15 protein-coding genes, 1 pseudogene and 1 other annotated feature are annotated in these 19,071 nt (G+C 52.8%); of the genes and pseudogenes, 5 read left to right on the top strand and 11 right to left on the bottom strand.

Features of this window, described 5'->3' with window-relative positions; genetic code table 11:
• Nucleotides 1-32 precede the first annotated feature (32 nt).
• Both ACMGGS_RS06695 and ACMGGS_RS06690 read right to left on the bottom strand, forming a co-directional pair.
• Nucleotides 33-1,526: a sulfatase-like hydrolase/transferase gene (locus ACMGGS_RS06695; RefSeq protein WP_414165499.1), complete on the bottom strand. Its 1,494-nt coding sequence runs from the start codon at nt 1,524-1,526 to the stop codon at nt 33-35.
• Nucleotides 1,523-3,238 carry a solute:sodium symporter family transporter gene (locus ACMGGS_RS06690; RefSeq protein ID WP_176918503.1) on the bottom strand — a complete coding sequence of 572 codons (1,716 nt, stop codon included), beginning with the start codon at nt 3,236-3,238 and terminating at the stop codon, nt 1,523-1,525. Before ACMGGS_RS06690 ends, ACMGGS_RS06695 begins: the two co-directional genes overlap by 4 nt.
• 247 nt (nt 3,239-3,485) lie before the next feature.
• Between ACMGGS_RS06690 and ACMGGS_RS06685 the strand changes: the two genes are divergently transcribed.
• Complete coding sequence (locus ACMGGS_RS06685) at nt 3,486-4,349, top strand: helix-turn-helix transcriptional regulator (protein WP_414165498.1); 864 nt, start codon at nt 3,486-3,488, stop codon at nt 4,347-4,349.
• A gap of 33 nt (nt 4,350-4,382) precedes the next feature.
• Here the strand turns inward: ACMGGS_RS06685 and ACMGGS_RS06680 are convergent, their stop codons facing one another.
• Entirely contained in the window at nt 4,383-5,705 is a 1,323-nt protein-coding gene (locus tag ACMGGS_RS06680) for a 6-phospho-alpha-glucosidase (protein ID WP_414165497.1), read from the bottom strand.
• Nucleotides 5,702-7,321 carry an alpha-glucoside-specific PTS transporter subunit IIBC gene (locus ACMGGS_RS06675; RefSeq protein ID WP_414165496.1) on the bottom strand — a complete coding sequence of 540 codons (1,620 nt, stop codon included), beginning with the start codon at nt 7,319-7,321 and terminating at the stop codon, nt 5,702-5,704. The genes ACMGGS_RS06680 and ACMGGS_RS06675 overlap by 4 nt, the downstream gene beginning before the upstream one ends.
• A 273-nt stretch (nt 7,322-7,594) precedes the next feature.
• Here ACMGGS_RS06675 and ACMGGS_RS06670 point away from each other — a divergent pair, with 273 nt between their 5' ends.
• Entirely contained in the window at nt 7,595-8,287 is a 693-nt protein-coding gene (locus ACMGGS_RS06670) for a GntR family transcriptional regulator (RefSeq protein ID WP_414165495.1), read from the top strand.
• A 41-nt stretch (nt 8,288-8,328) separates the two neighbouring features.
• Here ACMGGS_RS06670 and ACMGGS_RS06665 read toward each other — a convergent pair whose 3' ends face one another.
• Nucleotides 8,329-9,651: a 6-phospho-alpha-glucosidase gene (locus tag ACMGGS_RS06665; protein ID WP_414165494.1), complete on the bottom strand. Its 1,323-nt coding sequence runs from the start codon at nt 9,649-9,651 to the stop codon at nt 8,329-8,331.
• Complete coding sequence (locus tag ACMGGS_RS06660; RefSeq protein ID WP_414165493.1) at nt 9,648-11,267, bottom strand: alpha-glucoside-specific PTS transporter subunit IIBC; 1,620 nt, start codon at nt 11,265-11,267, stop codon at nt 9,648-9,650. The genes ACMGGS_RS06665 and ACMGGS_RS06660 overlap by 4 nt, the downstream gene beginning before the upstream one ends.
• Nucleotides 11,268-11,541: 274 nt before the next feature.
• Here ACMGGS_RS06660 and ACMGGS_RS06655 point away from each other — a divergent pair, with 274 nt between their 5' ends.
• A complete protein-coding gene (locus ACMGGS_RS06655) occupies nt 11,542-12,249 on the top strand; it encodes a UTRA domain-containing protein (RefSeq protein ID WP_176918510.1) in 708 nt (235 codons plus the stop codon).
• A gap of 3 nt (nt 12,250-12,252) precedes the next feature.
• Here ACMGGS_RS06655 and ACMGGS_RS06650 read toward each other — a convergent pair whose 3' ends face one another.
• From ACMGGS_RS06650 to ibpA, 3 genes are all read right to left on the bottom strand, one after another.
• Nucleotides 12,253-13,914, bottom strand: a complete 1,662-nt coding sequence (locus ACMGGS_RS06650) for a putative transporter (protein WP_414165492.1) — start codon at nt 13,912-13,914, stop codon at nt 12,253-12,255.
• A 330-nt stretch (nt 13,915-14,244) separates the two neighbouring features.
• Complete coding sequence (gene ibpB / locus ACMGGS_RS06645) at nt 14,245-14,673, bottom strand: small heat shock chaperone IbpB (RefSeq protein WP_176918514.1); 429 nt, start codon at nt 14,671-14,673, stop codon at nt 14,245-14,247.
• Nucleotides 14,674-14,783: 110 nt separating this feature from the next.
• On the bottom strand, nt 14,784-15,197 hold the full coding sequence (ibpA, locus tag ACMGGS_RS06640) for a small heat shock chaperone IbpA (RefSeq protein ID WP_176918515.1): 414 nt from the start codon (nt 15,195-15,197) through the stop codon (nt 14,784-14,786).
• Nucleotides 15,191-15,268 (bottom strand) — a sequence feature (ROSE (Repression Of Heat Shock gene Expression) occurs in the 5'-region of heat shock genes and acts as an RNA thermometer to modulate expression.). It overlaps the preceding gene by 7 nt.
• A 241-nt stretch (nt 15,269-15,509) precedes the next feature.
• Here ibpA and ACMGGS_RS06635 point away from each other — a divergent pair.
• Nucleotides 15,510-15,839, top strand: coding sequence for a YceK/YidQ family lipoprotein (locus ACMGGS_RS06635; RefSeq protein WP_414165491.1), 330 nt, complete (start codon nt 15,510-15,512; stop codon nt 15,837-15,839).
• 1 nt (nt 15,840) lies between these two features.
• On the opposite strand, the gene ACMGGS_RS06630 is transcribed toward ACMGGS_RS06635, so the two are convergent.
• Nucleotides 15,841-17,067, bottom strand: coding sequence for a DUF3748 domain-containing protein (locus ACMGGS_RS06630; protein WP_414165490.1), 1,227 nt, complete (start codon nt 17,065-17,067; stop codon nt 15,841-15,843).
• 114 nt (nt 17,068-17,181) lie between these two features.
• Here ACMGGS_RS06630 and ACMGGS_RS06625 point away from each other — a divergent pair, with 114 nt between their 5' ends.
• A complete protein-coding gene (locus ACMGGS_RS06625; protein WP_414165489.1) occupies nt 17,182-17,634 on the top strand; it encodes an acyltransferase in 453 nt (150 codons plus the stop codon).
• 70 nt (nt 17,635-17,704) lie between these two features.
• Here ACMGGS_RS06625 and ACMGGS_RS06620 read toward each other — a convergent pair.
• A pseudogene (locus tag ACMGGS_RS06620) lies at nt 17,705-19,041 on the bottom strand (MFS transporter).
• Between the last annotated feature and the right edge of the window lie 30 nt (nt 19,042-19,071).

The following is a 19,071-nucleotide window of genomic DNA, read 5'->3' as shown; positions in this document are numbered from 1 at the left end:
TCTTCCTCTCCGTATTACTGGAAGCGTCGCGATTAAAACTTCTGCTTCTTCTCTTCCACCTTGACGCCCTGCGTCGGCAGGCCGGTGTCGTAATCGCGCACCACCGGCGAATAGCCGTCTTCGGGACGCGGGCGGAAAGCGCCCATCCAGCGCGGCTGGGCGTCCCTGCGCCACGGTCGCAGGCTCCATTGATAGGTGCGGAACGGATCGCGGATCTTATCCATATAATCCAGCAGCGCATCGTGCATCTGGTTACGCACATCGGCGAGTGACGGTTCATCGATAAGGTTGCGTAGCTCGTCAGGGTCGTTGTGCCGATCGTACAGTTCATCGCTGGTAAACAGGTTGAGCACCAGTTTATAGCGATCGGTCACCCAGCAGCGTACCGGAATAAAACCGCCGAAGCTGTCGTGCTCAATCTCATAACGGTTGAACTCTACCATCACGCCGCGCGTTTCAGACGCGTTGAGGATGTTCTCGCCCGGCAGAATTGCTGGCTTCTCGATGCCTGCCAGCGCCATCATCGTCGGCAGCAGATCGATATGGCTGACCGGGGTGTTTACCTGCGTCGGCTTGCCGTGCGGCGGACGCATAATCAGCGGGATGCGGGTGATATCGTCATACATTGCCGCGCCTTTACTGATGAGTTTGTGCGCGCCCATCATTTCGCCGTGATCGGAGGTATAAATAACCCAGGTATTGTCACGCTGCTCCGGCGTCAGGGCGTCGATGACCCGGCCAATCTGATCGTCGACAAAATCGTTGCAGGCAAAATACATCGGATGATGATAGCGCCCGTCCGCTCCCACCGGCGATGGCATCGCCTGCGCCCACAGGCGGTGGTGCTCAGGTTTGTTGTGCAAATCGTCGTGCGCTTTTTCCCCGAGGTCGTAATAAAAATCCTCGTACTTCTCCAGATACTCCACCGGGCAGGTGAAGGGGTGATGCGGCTCATCATAGGAGACCACCATCAGGAAGGATTCATCATCGCGCGCGGGCTGTTGCAGAAAATCCACGGCGCGATTGCTGATACGATGCGCCCAGGTGAATGTCTCATCGATATGATTAGCGTTTAAATCTTCAACGTTGTTCAATCCGTTGCGCCACAGGCCAATTTCCTCCTCGGTCAGCTCCGCCAGGTAATTAGCCCCGTCATACCAGTAATCCGCATCCCATTCCGGCGGGCAAACGCCGGTGCCGAAATAGTCGTGACCGTCCAGGTGCCATTTACCGATATAGCAGGTGTGGTAGCCCGCGTCTTTAAAATAGCGCCCCATCGTCGAGATGTTTTTGCCGGGAGCGACGTTATTGGTCCACGGTCCTGACTGATTAGAATAGATGCCGGTAAACAGGCCCGCGCGAGCAGGCGTGCAAACCGGGGCGCAGGTATAAGCGGAATTAAAGCGAATACCCTCCCCCGCGAGCCGATCGATATGGTGGGTGTTGAGCGGCTTGCCGCTGTAGCAGCCCACCATATTGGTGGCCTGCGTGTCGGTCATGATGAACAAAAAATTGGGGCGACTCATAAATTTTCCTTAACGTCAGATGCAGACGTCACCGCAAGAGTATGGCGGTTGCGCCAGCTATCAATAATCAGGTAAATCACCACGACGGCGGTGATGCCATAACTGACGATAGTCAGCCAGCGCGTACCGTAGCCGCCATATTGTGCAAGGCCGGAATAGACGCCAATCATCGCGAACAGTATGCCAACGGAGGCGATCTTCACGTTTTTCCACGGCTTCATATCCACGGCGAAAGCGTCCTGGAATTTGAACGGGGTGGCGCGCGGTTTGATCGCGCCGATGATCAACATCACCACCACATTGATGCAGAACGTGCAGGCCAGCACATAGAGAAAATGGAAATCGAACTTCACCAGATAGTTGATGGTGATATAGCTGACGATGCCGAGGAACATGGCTACCTTCGCTGCCAGCGCAGGAATGCGCGGGAAGAAAAAGCCCATAATAATAATCGTCACCAGCGGTACGTTATAAATACCATTAAGCTGCTTCATCCAGCTATACAGGCCCTGCGGCGCATTAGCGATCCACGGCGCTACCAGCACCGACACCACCGCGATAAACAGACCGAATTTGCGCCCTGTGCGCACCAGTTGGTCCGGCTGTGCATTTTCGTTGATGATGCGCCGGTAAATCCCCATGCTGAATAGCGTACTGGCACTGTTCAAAAAACCGTTAAAGGTACTGATCACCGCGCCAAATAGAACCGCACCGAAAAAGCCGACCAACGGCAACGGCATGACTTTATTCACCAGCGTCGGATAGGCCATATCGGCACTCGGCAAATCCTGGTACAGATGAAAGGCGATTAAGCCGGGCAGCACCAGAATCAGCGGATCGAGCATTTTAAGCACTGCCGTCAACAGCGCGCCTTTCTGCCCTTCCGCCAGGCTTTTCGACGCCAGCGTTCGCTGTACAATGCCCTGGTTGGTACACCAGTAGAAGGTATTCACCAGAATCAGGCCGGTAAACGCCGCGCCAATCGGCAGCGGGTCGGAGTTGCTGCCAATCGAATTGAGTTTTTCCGCGTGAACGGTGGTGAGCCGTTCAATTCCCTGGAGAAAACTGCCACCGCCCATAGCGATTAAACCGAAGATCGGCACCATCAGGCCGCCAATCACCAGTCCGATGCCGTTAATCGAGTCGGCAATCGCCATCGCCCGCAGGCCGCCGATGACGGCATACAAAATCCCGGCCAGCCCCAGCAACACAACCAGCAGCCAGATCGCCGCGCCCTGCGAGAGACCCAGCGATTCGCCGACATGAAAGAGGCTGTTGAGCGCCAGCGCGCCGGAGTAGAGGACAATCGGCAGGAAGCAGATGCCGGTCGCGATAAGGAAGCAAAAATCGATAATAATGCGCGTGGTTTTATCGTAACGCTCTTCAAGAAAATCGGGGATGGTGGCGATACCGCGCTGCAAATAACGCGGCAGAAAAATCAGCGCCAGCAGGATTAGCGTGACGGCGGAGGTCACCTCCCAGCCCATCACCGACATTCCGCTTTTGTAAGCCTGACCGGAGAGTCCCACCAGTTGTTCGGTTGAGAGGTTCGTTAACATCAGGGAAGCGGCGATCACGGGTGCCTTAAGCGAACGTCCGGCCAGGAAGTAACCTTGTTGCGAGCCGGTATCCGCTTTGCGCACTTTCCACCAGGTGATAACGGCCACCAGTAAAGTAAATCCGACAAAGCTCAAAATTTGCGTAGCATTCATCTTGTAGCCCTTTTTGTTTATATCCCGGTGCCAGAAGGGTAAGAGGAATAGCATTTCCGGGTTAGGCAATGAGATTTCCAGGCATCGCATCTTTCAGAACGCATCTCTGTGAATCAGAGCTATTCACATAGCGGCAGTCTGGAAGGTGAAATGCATAAAACGAGATGCAATGTATCCCTGAGCGGCTCTTTTTTTGCTAAATTCCATAACTCAGGTTGTGGGCATAATTCGCTGACGGGAAATTAAAATGAATGGAAAAATTCAATTTTCGCATGTAAAAAACGAAACTACGTACAATATTCCGTTAGTTCTTGAAGAAAATGTGATCTCAAGCGGAATTTCACTCATCTCGCTATGGCATACCCTTGCCGATGAGAGCTACCGTGTCATATGGCCTCGCGACAAGAAAAAGCCATTAATCGCGAATTCATGGGTAGCCGTTTACACCCTTCAGGGCTGCGGGAAAATCATTCTTACCGACAATTCCGAAATTATCCTTAATGGCAATTGCGTTATATTCTTAAAACCAATGGATATAAAATCCTATCATTGCGATGGTTTAATTTGGGAACAATACTGGATGGAATTTGTCCCTACCAGCGTTATGGAAATTCCTTTATTACAGCAGGCTATTATTTATAACGGCGATGCGTTTAAGGATGAACTTAATGAAGTTGCCAGCCTGATTGCCAGCCGCAATCCATTAAAAAATAATCTGGCCGTTGCCTTTCTTACCAAGATTATCTACCAATGGATTTGCCTGATTTTTGAAAACGGCACCAAAGACCGTCAGCTTATCCAGATAGAAAAGCTGATTAGCCTGCTGCATTCGGATCTGCAAAAACAGTGGAGCGTGGCGGAGATGGCCCAGTGGATGCAGTGCAGCGAGCAGTATTTGCGCCGCCTCTTTTTACGCTATACCGGGAAAACGCCCAAGGAGTATTCTCTGGACGCGCGTCTGGACCTGGCGCTGTCGCTGCTTAAGCAGGAAGGGAATTCGGTGAGCAACGTGGCCGATATGCTGAACTTTTTTGACTCATTTCACTTCAGCAAAGCGTTTAAGCGGAAATTTGGCTATGCGCCGTCGGCGGTGCTGCGGCAGGGAAAATAAAGCCGGGTAACGCAATGCTACCCGGCCCAAAAATTAGCGCAGTTCCGGCCAGTATTCCCGGTTGGCTTCAATCAAATCGTCCAGAATGGCTTTTGCCACCGACGCGCTCGGCACCGTTTTAGAGAGCGTGATCGCCTGCCACAGTTTCTGATAAGAGTGTGATTCCCACGCCTCCACCACCAGTTTTTCGACCATCAACTGCTGGCCCATCAATCCCTTCTGGAAATGCGGAATATCGCCGACCGTCAGCGGCTCCGGCCCACTTTTACCCACCAGACAGGGGATTTCGACCATCGCATCGGCGTCAAAGTTATGGATGGCCCCATTATTCGGCACAATCAATAGCATCCGTTCCTGCGTGTTGAAGGCGATCGCCGCGGCCAGATCCACGATGTAGGAAGCATGCTCGTCGATCTCCAGTTCTCCGGCGGCGGAATGACCGGCGGCGGTAATGGCGCGACAGGCGTTGAAGACATGCTTCTCACGATGATCCATCACCTCATTCGCGCGGGTGCGCTCCGGGTTGGAGTGCGCCACTACATAGTCTGGATAGAGATAGTATTTCAGATAGGTATTAGGCAACGTATCCGGGTCCAGCAGGCAAACATCTTTCATTTTTACGAACGTATCGTTCCAGCTAGCTTCCGTTGGCGGCACGTCGGACAGCGGAACGTAGCCATGTTTTTCCGCATGGGCGCGCAGCATGGGCATCAGGTCATTGCCGTCCAGATCTTCAATTGACGACCACCAGCCGAAATGGTTAAGGCCGTAATAGCGCGTGCGCATCTGCTTGCGGCTTTGCAGTCCGGCAATCTGCGCGAAACGGCTTTCGATGCCAATCGGCATGTCGCAGATGTTGAGGATTTTGGCATTCGGACGCAGGCGGTTCGTTGCTTCCGCCACAATCGCCGCCGGGTTGGAGTAGTTCAGCATCCACGCGTTCGGCGAATATTTTTCCATATAGTCCACCAGCTCCAGCACGCCGCCGATAGAACGCATGCCGTAGGCAATCCCGCCCGGCCCGCAGGTTTCCTGACCCAGCACGCCGTGGCGCAGCGGGATTTTTTCGTCTTTCTCACGCATCGGGTATTTGCCGACGCGGATATGCGCCATCACAAAATCGACGTCGGTAAAGGCGGTTTCAGGATCGGTGGTATAGCTGAAGTCAATGTCCGGTGCCTGCTCCTGCATGATCACCTTGCAGGCTTCTGCCACGATCTCCTGACGCGCACCGTCGTTGTCATAGAACTTCAGTGAACGCAGCGGCAACCGGTCCTGGTTTGCCAGCAGCATCAACACAATACCGGGCGTAAAGGTGCTGCCGCCGCCGGCAATCACCACTGAGAATTTTTTCATGATACAGCCTCCGTCATGGATTGAGATGGTTTCGTTAAGGGGATTTTCATCAGGGATTCAAGCTGGTCGCGCACCTGAGGCACATGTAGCCCGACAATCACCTGTACCGCATTGCCGCGCCGGACAACGCCGTGTGCGCCAAGCGCTTTGAAGATGTCGTCGCTTTCCATTCTTGTGATATCGACCACGGTGATGCGCAGCCGGGTAGCGCAGTTGTTGACGCTTTCAATGTTGCCCGCGCCGCCCAGCGCCTGAAGGAAGCCAGCCGCCTGGCTAAGTTTCGCGTCAGGGGTAGCCGCAGCGGTTTGTGCACGCGCCGCTTTATAATCGGCTTTGGTATAGAGCTTCACTTCGCTGTCTTCACGCCCCGGCGTTTTCAGGTTGAAGCGCAGGATCAGCCACCGGAAGACCACGAAATAAATGCCGGTAAAGATCAGACCAATGACGATTTGGGTGACGATCATCGTCGTGTGGTTGTAGAACAGCGGTAGCCAGACCTGCGGAATGAAGGTATCAATAAGACCGCCGCCGAGGTTAGCCGACACGCCAGCAAGGTACATCGTGGTCGCCATGGTCGCCGCCAGCACCGCATGGAGGGCGAACAGCGGCGGGCAAATAAAGAGGAAGGTGAACTCCAGCGGCTCGGTGACGCCAACAAGAATGGCCGTCAACGTCGCGGGAATTAACAGGCCCGCAATTTTTTTACGGTTAGCCGGCGACGCCGTGTAATAGAACGCCAGCGCAATGCCCGGCGCGCCAAACACTTTTGAGTTGCCGAACAGACCGAATCCACCTTCCGGGAAGAGGGTTTTGATCGACTCGGTGGTCTGGCTAAATTCATGCAGATGCTGCGCCCAGTAAACCCCAATGCCACCTTCAACCGCAGCCGGGCCGAACATAAAGGGACCATAGACAAAATGATGCAGACCGGTGGGGATCAGAATACGTTCCAGGAAGGTATAGACCCATACGCCCAGCGCGCCGGAGGTGCGTAAAAAGTCCTGTAACGACTCAATTCCCACCTGGACTTTGGGCCAGCAGAACAGCGTTAGCCAGGCGCAGGGGATCATCGCGAAGAATGCCACAATCACCACAAAGGATGTGCCCTGAAATATCCCGAGACACGTCGGCAGTGTTTTATCAAAAAAACGGTTATGTAAGGCGGTGACAAAGCCGGAAATAACAATGGCACCGATAATACTGGTATCTAACGTTTTGATACCCGCCATCATGGTCAACCCGCTGCCGGCAACAGGATCAATACCAAAATCAACGCCGAAAAAGCCACCCCAGGTGGTTCCCATCGCGTTAATTAAATAGTTCCAGGTCAGGAAACTCATCAAGACCGCAAGACAGGCTCGCGCCTGCGCGTTTTTTGCCAGCCCGATAGGTAAGCCAATCGCAAATACCAGCGGCATATTTTTGAAGACTGTCCAGCCGCCTTCTTCGATAATATGGATAATTTGTGCAAATAAGCAATCCGGCGATGTTAACGACTCGCCCACAAACATCGGATTTTGTAACAGAATAGCGATACCCACAACCATTCCAGAAAAAGGAAATAGCAGTACTGGCGTAAACATAGCGCCGCCAAAACGTTGTATTTGACTTAGCATTTTTTAATCCTTATATATTTTGCATACACCCTATATAATGCGGAAAGCAATAAAAATCATCAGCACAATAAAACGGGAGTGTTAAAGCACCGTCGTCAGAAAATTTTTATTTGTGATAAGGCTCAAATTTTTATTTTTCCCAACCTGTACATTTTTTTGCTTTATTCTGGGCAGGTTGAGAAAGCCAAAAAAACATGTAAAAATTAAAACACTAAAAATCAATGTATTACAGCGTGCAATCAACCGTTCACTTAAAGGGAAAGAGGTCTACAGATGATCTACAAAGCCATCGCTAATACCTTACGTATTCGAATTGGCACAGCAGAATACGCCGTCGGAAGTGCGCTTCCCGGCGAGCACCGACTGGCGGAAGAGTTTGGCGTATCAAGGATGACCGTTCGCAAGGCGATCGATCTTTTAGTTAGCTGGGGGTTAGTTTTCAGAAAAAACGGCAGCGGCACTTTTATCATGCATAAGAATGTTTATCCGGGAACCAAAAATTTGCCGGGCTTCTTTAAGGCATTGAAAAATTTTCATGGAAAAATAACCAGTCAGGTACTTATTTTTCAAATCCAGTCGGCCTCTGACGCTGTCTCGGCCCAATTGCAATTGAGTGATGATGAACAAGTGTATTACTCAAGAAGAATTCGCTCGGTAAATAACACTCCGCTAATGATTGAAGATAGTTATATGCCAGTGCGACTCTTTCGCAGTCTGGCGTTATCGCATCTGGAAGGCTCAAAATTTAAATATATTGAAAAAGAAGCGAAGATTCAGATTGGCGGGAATTATGAGTGCCTGACGCCGATTCTGGCGGAAAATCCGATTGCCGGCCTGCTGGAAGTGAAAGAAAAGACGCCAATTTTATGCATCAGTTCCCTCACTTACAGTCGGCAAAATGAATTTATTAACTACTCGATAATGTATCGCAATACCAGCGAATATCGGGAAGATCACTACTTTTGAGACGGCTGGCAACCCGCCCCTGCGGGTTGCCAGCGAGTCCCTTAGTGCAACTCTGGCCAGTATTCCCGGTTGGCCTCAATCAAATCATCCAGAATGGCTTTCGCCACCGACGCGCTCGGCACCGTTTTAGAGAGCGTGATCGCCTGCCACAGTTTCTGATAAGAGTGTGATTCCCACGCATCCACCACCAGTTTTTCGACCATTACCTGCTGGCCCATCAGTCCCTTCTGGAAATGCGGAATGTCGCCGACCGTCAGCGGCTCTGGCCCTTTTGTCCCCACCAGACACGGAATTTCAACCATCGCATCGGCATCAAAGTTATGGATAGCGCCATTATTCGGCACAATCAGCAGCATCCGCTCCTGCGTGTTGAAAGCAATCGCGGCGGCCAGATCCACGATGTAGGAGGCGTGCTCATCGATCTCCAGCTCGCCTGCGCTGGAATGACCGGCTTCGATAATCGCGCGGCAGGCGTTGAAGACCTGTTTTTCGCGGTGGTCCATCACCTCATTCGCGCGGGTACGTTCCGGGTTAGAATGCGCCACCACATAGTCTGGATAGAGGTAGTATTTCAGATAGGTATTCGGCATGGTATCCGGATCCAGCGCCTGCACATCTTTCGCTTTGGCAAAGGTATCGTTCCAGCTCGCCTCGGTATGTGGATCGTTTGAGGGCGGCACATAACCGTGTCTGGCAACGTATTCACGCAGTTTCGGCATCAGGTCGTTACCGTCCAGATCTTCAATCGACGTCCACCAGCCAAAGTGGTTGAGGCCATAGTAGCGGGTGCGCATTTGTTTGCGATCCTGCAACCCAACAATTTGCGCCATGCGACCTTCAATACCAATCGGCATATCGCAGATATTGAGGATTTTGGCGTTCGGGCGCAGGCGACGGGTGGCCTCCGCGACGATGGCTGCCGGGTTGGAGTAGTTCAGCATCCACGCGTTCGGCGAATACCGCTCCATATAATCTACCAGCTCCAGTACACCGCCGATAGAACGCATGCCGTAGGCGATCCCACCTGGCCCGCAGGTTTCCTGGCCCAGCACGCCATGGCGCAGCGGGATCTTCTCGTCTTTCTCACGCATCGGATATTTGCCGACACGAATATGCGCCATCACAAAATCAACGTCGGTAAAGGCGGTTTCAGGATCGGTGGTGTAGCTAAAATCGATTTCAGGCGCCTGCTCTTTCATGATCACCTTGCAGGCTTCAGCCACGATTTCCTGGCGTGCGCCGTCGTTGTCATAGAATTTCAGCGCACGCAGCGGCAGACGGTCCTGGTTTGCCAGCAACATTAATACAATACCGGGCGTAAATGTGCTGCCGCCGCCGGCGATAACCACTGAGAATTTTTTCATGATACAGCCTCTGTCAGGGTAGTTTTTTCGATTGTGAGAGAATCTTTCATCAGGGCTTCCAGCTGATCGCGGACCTGGGGAACGTGTAGCCCCACGATGACCTGAATGCCATTACCGCGACGCACCACCCCATGCGCACCGAGCGCCTTAAAGACGTCGTCGCTTTGGGTTTGCGTCATATCCACTAATGCAATCCGCAGGCGGGTAGCGCAGTTATTAACGCTCTCGATATTGCCCGCGCCGCCAAGCGCCTGGAGGAATCCGGCGGCCTGCCCGAGCCGGGTATCCGCAGCGGCGGCGGTAGTTTGCCCACGCGCCGCTTTATAATCGGCTTTGGTGTAGAGTTTCACGTCGCTGTCTTCACGGCCCGGCGTTTTCAGGTTGAAACGCAGGATGAGGGAACGGAAGACGACAAACCAAATCGCGGTAAAACACAGGCCGATCCCAATCTGGATAAACATCACGGAAGCGTGGTTGTGGAACATCGGCATCCAGTTCAACGGTAAAAACTCGTTGAGCATCCCCCCGCCGAACATGCCGACGACACCCGCCATATACATAACGGCGGTCATGGTGGCAGCCAGAAGGGCGTGGATGACAAACAGGAACGGTGCGATAAACAGGAAGGTGAATTCCAGCGGCTCGGTAATCCCAACCAGAATCGCCGTTAACGTTGCCGGAATAAGCAATCCAGCGACTTTCGCCCGGTTTTGCGGCGCAGCGGTGGAGTAAATCGCTAATGCTACCCCAGGCGCACCAAAGACTTTGGAGTTACCGTGCATTGAAAAACCGCCCGCAGGGAACAAATCTTTTAAGGGCTGAGTGCTCTGACTAAATTCGTGCAGATGCTGGATCCAGTAAGGTTGCAGTCCTCCTTCAACGACAGCCGGGCCAAAGACGAAGGGACCGTACACAAAATGATGCAAACCGGTGGGGATTAAAATACGTTCCAGGAAGGTGTAAATCCACACCCCTAACGCGCCCGCGCCGCTTAAAAAGATCTGCATTGACTGAATGGCAATCTGAACTTTTGGCCAGCACAGTAAGGTTATCCATGCGCAGGGGATCATCACAAAGAATGCGACAATCACCACAAATGACGTGCCCTGAAAAATACCGAGAAAAACAGGTAATGTTTTTTCATAAAAGCGATTATGGATCGCAGTAACAATGCCGGAAATAGCAATTGCGCCAATAATACTGGTATCCAGCGTTTTGATACCGGCAATCATCGTCAGACCGCTGCCCGTGACGGGATCATTCGCAAAGTTAACGCCAAAGAAGCTGCCCCATGTCATTCCCATGGCGCAAATAAAGTAGTTCCAGGTAAGGAAACTGACCAATACCGCCAGACAGGCGCGACCGTGTGCGTGTTTTGCTAACCCCAGGGGTAACCCTACAGCAAATATCAGCGGCATATTACGAAAAATAGTCCAGCCGCCCTCTTCTATAATTTTAATTATTTGGTAAAAAATACTATCCGGTCGGGTGAGGGATTCCCCTACAAACATAGGGTTTTGTAACATAATGGCAATACCGACGACCATTCCGGCAAACGGAAACAGCAGCACCGGGGTGAACATCGCACCGCCAAAGCGTTGTATTTGACTGAGCATTTTTTACATCCTCGTTAAAGAACATGTAGAGTATTTATTTTTGTCATTGCGTCCTGCAGGGGTAACAATAAAAAGCGGCACGGTAAAACACATGAGAAGTTGAAATTATTTGTGATCAAACTCATGATTTTAATTTCAACTAAGTTGTCTTATTTTTATGAGAATGTTAGACATGTTCATGAATGCTCTAAAAAATCACAATTACTAACCTTTGCTTCACCTTGAAAAATCACGCCTTTTTGGGGTTCCGCAAAGGGCATAAAGAGGTCCAGGGATGATCTACAAATCTATTGCTGATAAATTAAGGCTGCGGCTTAATTCCGAAAACTATAATGTCGGCAGCCCCTTGCCCGGTGAGAAAAAGCTGGCGGAAGAGTATGGCGTATCGCGCATGACGATTCGTAAAGCCATTGATTTATTAATTCACTGGGGGCTGGTTGCGCGTAAACACGGCAGCGGCACCTATGTTATTCAGAAAGACGTTTATCAGGAAACCACTAACCTGACGGGATTGTGTGAGGTGATGGAGAGCCAGGGCCGAATCGTCTTCAGCAAAGTGCTGGAGTTTGTGGTGATGCCCGCTCCGCCTGCGATTGCCAGACAGTTACGTATCCAGACCGATGAGCGGATCTACTACTCGCGGCGTTTACGCTATGTCGATGATAAACCGATCATGCTGGAAGACAGTTATATGCCGGTGAAGCTGTTTCGCAACCTGTCGATCGCGCATCTGGAGGGGTCAAAGTTTCGTTATATTGAAAATGAGTGCGGAATAACAATAACCGGGAATTATGAGAGCCTGTCGCCCGTTCTGGCGGACAGAAAAATGGCGCAGTTAATGCTGGTTGAAGAGAGTACGCCGCTATTACGTATAACGTCACTGTCCTATAGCGATAGCGGCGAATTTTTAAACTATTCCATTATGTTCCGCAATGCCAGCGAATATCAGGTGGATTACCATCTGCTTCGCGTGCATGCCTGACCGTTAACCCATTCCCCAGAATAATACCGCCAGCAATTGCGGCGTGATTATTCTCAGAAACATCACCAGCGGATAAACCGTGGCATAGGACAACGCCGCCGCGCCGCTGGTGGCGTGAAGGTTGTTAGCAAAAGCCAGCGCCGGCGGATCGGTCATCGAACCGGCCAGCATGCCGCAAATGGTCAGATAGTTCATCTTAGCGAAGATACGCGCCAGTAAACCTACGGTGATCAGCGGAATGGCGGTAATAAAGATGCCATAGCCGACCCAGCTCAGGCCATCGCCCTGAACCAGCGTATGCACAAAATCGCCGCCGGATTTCAGCCCCACCACTGAGAGGAACAGCACGATCCCCAGCTCGCGCAGCGCCAGGTTAGCGCTCGGCGGCATGAACCAGTACAGCTTGCCGATGGTGCCGATACGCCCTAGGATCAGCGCCATAATCAGCGGTCCTCCGGCGAGTCCCAGTTTTAAGGCCACCGGAAAACCCGGGATAAAGAGCGGCACGGAGCCAAGCAGCACGCCCAGCCCGATGCCGATAAACACCGGCAGCATCTGCACCTGCTGGAGCTTTTGCTGCGCGTTGCCAAGCTCGGCGGCGACGGCGTCAATTGCTGCCTGGCGGCCAACCAGGTTAAGAATGTCACCAAACTGCAACGCAGCGCTGTTGCTGGCAACCAGTTCCACCCCGGCGCGATTCAGCCGTGAGATCACCACGTCATAACGCTGTTTAAAATCCAGATCGCGCAGTTTTTTGCCCAGCACTTTTTCGTTGGTCACCACCACGCGCTCCACGCAAAGGTCGGTGCCGTGGGTCGAGAGCGCGGTTTCAACCTCTCTGCCAATCACTAACTGCGCCGCGCGTAAATCCGCCTGCTGCCCGACCAGATACAGCAAATCGCCCGACTGTATCAGCGTGCCGGGGGAAGGCACCATCAGCGTCTCGCCGCGTTTCAGCCGCGAGCAGATGATTTTATCGCTGTTAAGTAACGGGACATCCTGGATCGCCAGGTTATGCAGGTTAGGATTTTCGACGCACAGATTAATGTTTTGTAGTTGCTGGTGTCCGCTACCCGCATTGACGTCGAACTGCTCGGCTTCTTTATCCACCTTGATACGAAAGAACAGGCGAATTAGCCACATGGAAAGCAGAATGCCACAAATACCAAACGGGTAGGCCATCGCATAGCTCATCCCCATCTGGTCAATCACATCGCCCGTTACCCCAAGATCGCGCAGCACCTGCTGCCCGGCTCCGAGCGCCGGGGTATTGGTGACCGCGCCGGAGAAGATGCCGAGCACCACCGGCAGTGGAATAGCAAACAGCGTGTGCAGGATGGCAGTGACCAGCCCGCCCAGGATAACGATCAGAATGGCAAACAGGTTCAGCCGCAGACCCGATACCCGCAGCGAGGTGAAAAAGCCAGGCCCGACCTGAATACCGATGGTGTATACAAAGAGGATCAGGCCAAATTCCTGAATGAAATGCAGCATCGGGCTACTCAGCGTGACGCCGGCCTGCTCGACAAAATGACCGACGATAATCCCGCCAAACAGCACGCCGCCGATCCCCAGTCCCACGCCACGGATTTTGATGTTGCCGATCCACAGACCTACAATCGCCACCAGCGCCAGAACGCTGATGGTCAATGCTATATCACTCATGTTTTTTCCCTGTGAATAACATTACGGGTAAGAGGGATTCTCTCAGAGATAGCGGGGGATGTATGGGTGGTAGCGCACAAAAAAGGCTCCACAAAGGGAGCCGGACTTGAAGTTGATGACAAACTTGCTTTTGTTATTGTGTACGCCGTTTTGCCGGGTGGCGGCTTCGCCTTACCCAGCCTACAAAATCATCAATATCAATAGATTGTTCATAACCGTAGGCCTGTGCAAGCGCAGCGCCGCCAGGCATAATTCCACGATATAACGTTTGTCAGCAATCGGAAAAGGCTCCCTAACGGGAGCCTTTTAAAGATAGAAGGTATAACCGTCTTAACTATTCAACGCCGGACGTTCGCTAATGGCGATACGCTGGGGGGCGATGGCCTCCGGGACGTTGCGCACGATATCAATATGCAGCAGGCCGTTAGTGAAAGTCGCGCCTGCCACTTCCATATATTCCGCCAGCGTGAATGTCAGGCTGAAGGGTTGCATAACCAGCCCCTGATGCAGCCATTTTGGTTCCGATTCCGGTTTTACCGGCGAACCTTTGACGGTCAGGCGCGTGCCTTCAAGCTGAATATCCAGATCTTCCTGACGAAAACCGGCCAGCGCAAGGGTGATGCGATAGTGGTTATCGTCGCCTTTTTCGATGTTGTATGGCGGAAAGGCCTGGCCTTCAGTGGTGTTTTGCAGCGCGTTTGCCAGTTTATCGAAGCCGATCCACTGACGCAGTAAGGGGGATACATCGTAATTACGCATTGTCATTCTCCTTCAAAGAAGCGAGTTGATACCTGCGAATCCGTGGATTCGCCTATGCTCCCTGACGGCGAGCATGGTTTAGAGGGGCCGCCAGCGGCGACCCGGTGAAATTAGTTGATCTCAATACGGCGCGGTTTTTTCGCTTCCGGAACCACGCGTTCCAGCTCGACATACAGCAGGCCGTTAACCAGGTTCGCACCATTCACATGAATGTTTTCCGCAAGCTGGAATTTACGCTCGAAGTTACGTTCGGCGATGCCCTGGTAAAGATAGGTACGCTCTTTCTGCTCGGTGGCATGGGAGCCTTTGACGATCAGCAGGTTGTCCTGCGCGGTGATCTCCAGTTCGCTCTCCGCAAAACCAGCGACAGCAATGGCGATACGATAGTGGTCTTCATCCACCAGCTCGACGTTGTACGGAGGATAGCCGCCATTACTCTGGCTCTGGTTGTTTTCCAGCAGGTTAAACAGACGGTCAAAACCGATAGCTGAACGGTACAGTGGAGAGAGATCGAAATTACGCATAATAAAAGCTCCTGAAATCAGCGAGAATTTTGGTACTGACCTTCCGTCATGGACAGGTCGCGGTTCCCGGAACACCCCGCAGGCGAGTTCCTCATTGGGTTACATCAGATAAATGGGTGCAAAGAAACTTCTTTCAAGAGCGGTGGTCTGATTTTTTGCACTTTCAGGTGTAGCGCATACACTGGAATCAACGCACAAAAAGGTAAAGTGCGATTACCGCCACAGAGCAACGTTTCCGGGCTTTTCATTTTGAACCATGGACGTTATAACCCGGATAAGCCGTTTTTGCAGTGCCATAAAGATGATTAAATTATGATGAAAAAAGGTGTTTCCAGACTGGCATTGGTCAGTGGCGTAGTCTGCTTGTGCAGTTGTTCAAGCGTGATGTCTCACACCGGCGGTAAAGAAGGGGTTTATCCCGGCACCCGGGCCAGCAGCAATATGCTGGGAAGCAACACTAACTGGGGCACAAAATCGCTGGTCTTGCTGGATATGCCATTTACTGCGGTGGTCGATACCGTCCTGCTGCCATGGGATATGTTCCGTACCGACAGCTCGGTGAAATCCCGCGTTGAAAAAAGCGAGCAGGATGCGCAGGCAACCAACGCGGTGATCCCCCCCGCGCAGATGCCCTCCCCCTGATTCAGCGCCCGGTTTCAGTCATCCATAGCTGACGGAAGCCGTCTGTTTCTTCCATCCAGGCGATAAGCTTACCGTCTGGCGAAAAGACAATGGCGTCGGCGGAAGGCGCGTTTTCATGATCGGTAGTCAAAAAGGTGATGTCGCCAGTGTGTGCATCGCAGCAGGCGATACGCCCCTCAAGCACAAATCCCAGCCATTGTCCTGACGGATGCCAGTTAAAGGCCGACTGAATATCGGTCGTATTATGCGTAAGCTGGTGCGGTTCACCTCCGTCTGGCGACATCAGCCAGAGCTGAATAATGCCTGCGTCATCGCGCATCAAAAAAGCAATAGCCGTTCCCTGCGGATTAGCCCGCACCCAGTGACGCACCGCCGTTGCCAGTCCAGGATACCGGCGCTGATGGGTAAAGGTCAGACGACGCTGAACCACGCCCGCAGGCGGCGCTGGTAGCGTTTTTTCCGTCCCGGCCAGCGGCGCATCTCCGGCGTGTTGCCAGCCTGAGCGAGTCTGCGGCAGATCGACAATAAACAGCTCCGGGACTTTTTCGCCCGCCAGCGACAGTGTATCGCCGATAAATGCCAGCCGATGATCGCCCACCCAGCCCTCTTCGTAAGCCCGATTTATCTCATCGCTGCCCGGCTGTGGTACTGGCGTAGTCTGGCTCACCAGCACGCACCAGTGGCTACCGGCATATTCCCGCGGATGCTGGCCCCGAGGTGCAACCGGGCCATAAGGTGCCGCCACGCCGACATTGCGCAGATCCAGCGCCGGATCGCGCTCGTGCAGCACATGGTCGTTATAGGTAAAGCTGACGAACTGCCCGTTCGGGCTGAACACATGCACATGCGTACCGCCGCGCAGCGCGCCGGGCGTATAAGGCGCGGTAATATCCATCGCGTCGAGGTTCTCCGCAACACCATTTTCGACGACCACGCCGCGACGGTGATGAAAATCGTAATGCCACTGCGCATCCGGGTTTTCCGGGCCGTGAATAAAAACGTACTTTTCCGCCAGCGGACTGACGGTCACCACGCCCACATGCGCCCCCGACGTTGCACGGTAAATCACCTCAACCGCGCCGGTATGGACGTTAACGCGCTCAATGGTTTCGCCAGTAAATGACGCGCCGGAGGGACGCACATCAAACGCCAGCCACTGACTGTCCGGCGTCCAGGTGTGGATATTGGTCAACTGGTGATGGCGAGGTGCGAAGGTGAGTTGTTTCATGGGCGAGATCCGGCTACGTGAGAGGGCATCAGGGTAGCGCAAGGTGCCGCCGCCTGCCAGCGGGAGACGGTCTGCTAAGCTTATCTGTCATTACGGTATGAAAGGAAAAGACTAATGGAACTGAGCGATTGCGCCATTCGGGACATCAAAGCGGGAAAAAACGTCCGGATAATTCGTCCGTCGAATATTTACCAGTGCGAGCTTCAGGATAATGTCTTCGTTGGACCTTTCGTCGAAATACAAAAAGGATGCGTGATTGGTCGCGACAGCCGTATCCAGTCGCATACCTTCATTTGCGAAAACGTTACCCTCGGCGAGCGCTGTTTTATCGGTCACAACGTCTCCTTTGCCAACGACCTGTTTAAAAGCGGTGCGCCAGACCCTACGCCGGAAAACTGGATTAACATAACGCTGGGCGATGATGTCACGGTGGGGAGCGGCGCGACTATCCTTGCACCGTCTATTTGTGCCGGGGCCGTCATCGGCGCGGGAAGCGTGGTGGTGAAAGCGATTACGATAAAAGGGATTTATGCGGGCAATCCGGCGAGGTTAATTCGGACGTTGTAAAGGGAGGTAATACATTCCGTAAAATGGCCCCAATACGGATTAGCATATCGGGGCATTGTAATGACTTAAATCAGCCTACCCGCTTAACATCCCCGACCAGCAGAATGTAGGAGAGCGCGCCAAGCAGAGCGACAACAGAGATATAAACCAGTGCCGGGCCAAAACCATAGTCCTGGGCCAGATAGCCTATGACCAGCGGAACGGTGATACCGCCCAGCCCGCCAACGAAGTTAAAGACACCGCCCGTCAGGCCGATCAGGCGCATGGGTGCCAGAGACGACACCAGCGACCAGGTAATTGATGCAAACCCGTTGCCGAAGAAGGCCAGCGCCATCAGCGACATAATCCAGATCGGATCGTTGGTGTAGTTCGCTCCCATAATGCAGGTGGAAATTAACAGCCCACAAATGATCGGCGTTTTACGTGCTATACCCAGCGAGTAGCCTTTCCGAACCAGACGATCCGCTACCCAGCCGGACAGCAGAACACCAAAGAAGGCAGCAAGGAACGGCACAGTGGTCATAAAGCCCGCCTTCAGCGCGGTGATCCCTTTCTCCTGCGTCAGGTAGTTCGGGAACCAGGTGAGGAAGAACCACAGGGTCGACGTCACCGCAAACTGGCCCAGATAAACCCCCACCAGCTTACGATGGAAGACCAGTTTCCAGTCCGCTTTAGTGAGTTTCTGGCGTTCTTCCTTTTTCACCGGCGCATCGCCATCCACCAGACCACCGCCGTCGCGAATGTAGTCCAGCTCCGCTTTGCTGATGCTTTTAGTCAGGCGCGGCGGTTGATAAACTTTAAACCAGACAAGTGACCAGATAATGCCGATGCCACCGGTAATAATAAATACCCAGTGCCAGCTTAGCATTTCCTGAATCCAGATCAGCAGCGGCGTAAGGAACGCCAGGCCAACAAACTGCCCGGAGGTATAAAAACCTACCGCCGAAGCGCGTTCATGTTCCGGGAACCAACTGGTTACCATGCGGTTATTGGTCGGGAAAGCAGGCGCTTCAAAGATACCCGTGATAGCACGCAGGCCAATCAGCGACATCAGGCCGGTAGCGAATCCCTGAAATAACGTTGCCACTGACCAGCCAAAAATCGCGATGAAGTAGGTCAAACGGGAACCTACCCGGTCAAGGAACCAGCCGCCGGGGATCTGGCAGAGCGTATAGAGCCAGGCAAAAGCTGAAAATACGTAACCCATTTCCGCTTTGGTAATACCAAACTCTTCCTGAATATGCGCGGACGCCACCGCCAGATTAGCGCGGTCAACATAACAAATAACCACCGTAATAAAGATCATGACCAGCGTTAAATAACGACGACGTCCGGTTTTTGCAGTAGTTACAGAAATATCCATAACGATCTGTCTCCGAATTTTGGCATGGTGAGGCCACTCACCATGCCCTGTGGTTTACAGAGGGTGTATATACT

The sequence above is a fragment of the Superficieibacter sp. BNK-5 genome (assembly GCF_047456055.1).
Lineage (GTDB): Bacteria > Pseudomonadota > Gammaproteobacteria > Enterobacterales > Enterobacteriaceae > Superficieibacter.
This window is presented reverse-complemented; position numbering and strand designations above follow the sequence as displayed.

What these genes read in the sequence shown, in the direction of transcription:
- ACMGGS_RS06695 (WP_414165499.1), bottom strand. Translation starts at nt 1,526, where the DNA reads ATGAGTCGCCCCAATTTTTTGTTCATCATGACCGACACGCAGGCCACC.
- ACMGGS_RS06690 (WP_176918503.1), bottom strand. Translation starts at nt 3,238, where the DNA reads ATGAATGCTACGCAAATTTTGAGCTTTGTCGGATTTACTTTACTGGTG.
- ACMGGS_RS06685 (WP_414165498.1), top strand. Translation starts at nt 3,486, where the DNA reads ATGAATGGAAAAATTCAATTTTCGCATGTAAAAAACGAAACTACGTAC.
- ACMGGS_RS06680 (WP_414165497.1), bottom strand. Translation starts at nt 5,705, where the DNA reads ATGAAAAAATTCTCAGTGGTGATTGCCGGCGGCGGCAGCACCTTTACG.
- ACMGGS_RS06675 (WP_414165496.1), bottom strand. Translation starts at nt 7,321, where the DNA reads ATGCTAAGTCAAATACAACGTTTTGGCGGCGCTATGTTTACGCCAGTA.
- ACMGGS_RS06670 (WP_414165495.1), top strand. Translation starts at nt 7,595, where the DNA reads ATGATCTACAAAGCCATCGCTAATACCTTACGTATTCGAATTGGCACA.
- ACMGGS_RS06665 (WP_414165494.1), bottom strand. Translation starts at nt 9,651, where the DNA reads ATGAAAAAATTCTCAGTGGTTATCGCCGGCGGCGGCAGCACATTTACG.
- ACMGGS_RS06660 (WP_414165493.1), bottom strand. Translation starts at nt 11,267, where the DNA reads ATGCTCAGTCAAATACAACGCTTTGGCGGTGCGATGTTCACCCCGGTG.
- ACMGGS_RS06655 (WP_176918510.1), top strand. Translation starts at nt 11,542, where the DNA reads ATGATCTACAAATCTATTGCTGATAAATTAAGGCTGCGGCTTAATTCC.
- ACMGGS_RS06650 (WP_414165492.1), bottom strand. Translation starts at nt 13,914, where the DNA reads ATGAGTGATATAGCATTGACCATCAGCGTTCTGGCGCTGGTGGCGATT.
- ibpB (WP_176918514.1), bottom strand. Translation starts at nt 14,673, where the DNA reads ATGCGTAATTACGATGTATCCCCCTTACTGCGTCAGTGGATCGGCTTC.
- ibpA (WP_176918515.1), bottom strand. Translation starts at nt 15,197, where the DNA reads ATGCGTAATTTCGATCTCTCTCCACTGTACCGTTCAGCTATCGGTTTT.
- ACMGGS_RS06635 (WP_414165491.1), top strand. Translation starts at nt 15,510, where the DNA reads ATGATGAAAAAAGGTGTTTCCAGACTGGCATTGGTCAGTGGCGTAGTC.
- ACMGGS_RS06630 (WP_414165490.1), bottom strand. Translation starts at nt 17,067, where the DNA reads ATGAAACAACTCACCTTCGCACCTCGCCATCACCAGTTGACCAATATC.
- ACMGGS_RS06625 (WP_414165489.1), top strand. Translation starts at nt 17,182, where the DNA reads ATGGAACTGAGCGATTGCGCCATTCGGGACATCAAAGCGGGAAAAAAC.